Below are 2,045 nucleotides of genomic sequence, written 5' to 3'. Positions count from 1 at the left end.
GCACTCGGTTTGGCGCGGCTCGGTGTTCCGGTGACGTTGATGACGCGCCTCGGCCAGGACGGGCTTGGCCAGATGGTGTTGGAACATCTGCGGTCCAGCGGCGTCCGGGTTAGCGCAGATCGCACCCAGGGAATGTCGACCAGCCTGGCCATTGCGACACTTGCCGCGGGTGTTGCGTCGTACGACTTCCGGATCGAGTGGGACATGCCCGCTCTCGCGCCGCTGCCGCTTGAGACTCGCTGCTTGCACACTGGTTCGCTGGCGACCGCGCTGGCGCCCGGCGATGCCAATGTCGTGGACCTGGTCGAGCGAGAGCGCAAAAGGGGCCGGGTGACGATTTCTTATGACCCGAATGTACGGCCAGCGCTGCTGGGTGACGCGACGCAGGCGCGTACAGGTATCGAGCATTTGGTTGCCCTTTCCGACGTTGTCAAGGTCAGCGACGAAGATCTTCGGTGGCTTTACCCCGACCAGCCCGATGAACTCGTGGCACAGGATTGGCTGCAATCAGGACCGGCCCTTGTGGTGGTGACTCGCGGCGGGATGGGGGTCTACGCCGCGTGCGCCGGCCTTGAATTGCACCGACCGGCCGTCCCGATCGACCTGGTGGACACCGTTGGCGCAGGCGATTCCTTCACCTCAGGGCTTCTCGAGGCGCTCTACCGGGCCGACCTGATCGGCGGTTCGCGCCGGGAGGCAGTAGCGGCGATCGACGAGTCGACCCTGGCCAGCGTCGTGGACGCGGCGGCTCTGACCGCAGCGATCACCTGTTCCCGGCCGGGCGCCGACCCGCCGACACGGGCCGAGGTGGACGCGTTGCTCGCGGCTCGGGGCTGCGCCGGCGACTCGACTGGCGCTGGACGCGGCGGTATGCCGACCATATGAGGTCCGCCACCGACGTCGGCCAGCGGGCGCGACCCTGGCACGGCAGGCGGCGAAGGGAGAGCCGCGATGAGCACAACCCAGCAGCCGGTGAACTCGAACCCGGCGACCGCTCAGCCGTTTGTCTACAAGAACATGTTCGTGCTGTTCGCCGTCGTCGTCTGCTGCTTCACTGCCTGGGGGATTGCCGCGGACTTGACTGCTCCCATGGTGGCGGCCTTCAAGCGGATCTTCACGATGAGCACTTTCCAAGCTTCGCTGGTGCAGTTTTCGTACTACGGGGCCTACTTCGCGCTTGCCCTTCCAGCGGCGTTTATCAACCAGCGGTTCGGCTATAAAGCCGGGGTGCTGACCGGGCTCGGACTGGCATCGCTGGGCGCACTGTTGTTCTACCCAGCGAGCAAGATTATGACCTACTCCGTGTTTTTGGTAGCGCTTTTTGCGCTCGCCGCAGGGTTGTCGATTCTGGAGACGTCGGCGAATCCTTATGTCATCTCGATGGGTCCGGAAGCCAACAGCACGCGGCGGCTGAACCTGGCGCAGGCATTCAACCCGGTCGGCACCAATATCGGGGTCTTGCTCGCGACCGTTCTGGTGCTGCCCAAGCTGAATTCGCCCATTGACCGTGCCTCGGTGACGCCCGGGCAGTTGCGCACGATCCAGGCCGAGCAGCTGAAGGCGGTGATGGTGCCCTACATCGGGTTGGCGATGTTGTTGTTGGTGATCTGGGTGGCCATCGCGGTCCAGAAGGCTCCGACGATCCGGGAGGAGTTTCCATCGGCGAGCCGCGGCGTAGGTTCGCGCGGCGAGATCATCGGGCGGCTCTGGGAAAACCAAGGCTACCGGTTCGGGGTCATCGCGCAGTTCTTCAACATCGGCGCCCAGGTGTGCACCTGGACGTTCATGATCCAGTATGTCGAGCAGGCCCTCCACGGGAGTCTTGAGCTAGGTGGTTTCGTACTGCAGATCAGCCTGCTTGTCTTTCTCGGCTCCCGGTTCCTGATGACGTGGTTGATGGGGTATTTCCGGGCCACGGCGCTCATGGCGGCCCTGGGCGCCTTGGCGATACTCCTGTGTATCTACGCGATGGCCAGCCCGAACCTCAGTGGCGTCGTCGCGGTGGCCGCGCAGTCGCTTTGCCTGTCGCTGATGTTCCCCACCAT

Annotated in this window: 2 protein-coding genes; both read left to right on the top strand. The window is 64.4% G+C overall.

Annotated features, from left to right (window positions below; genetic code table 11):
• On the top strand, positions 1-885 hold an 885-nt coding region (locus VFA16_RS00405), incomplete at its 5' end, for a carbohydrate kinase (RefSeq protein WP_324965919.1).
• A gap of 132 nt (positions 886-1,017) precedes the next feature.
• Positions 1,018-2,045: L-fucose:H+ symporter permease (fucP, locus tag VFA16_RS00400; protein ID WP_324965920.1), on the top strand; the 1,028-nt coding region annotated here is incomplete at its 3' end.

The sequence above is a fragment of the Mycobacterium sp. genome, assembly GCF_035653355.1.
GTDB lineage: Bacteria > Actinomycetota > Actinomycetes > Mycobacteriales > Mycobacteriaceae > Mycobacterium.
Note: the sequence above shows the minus strand (reverse complement) of the source record. Positions and strands in the feature narration are given on the sequence as shown.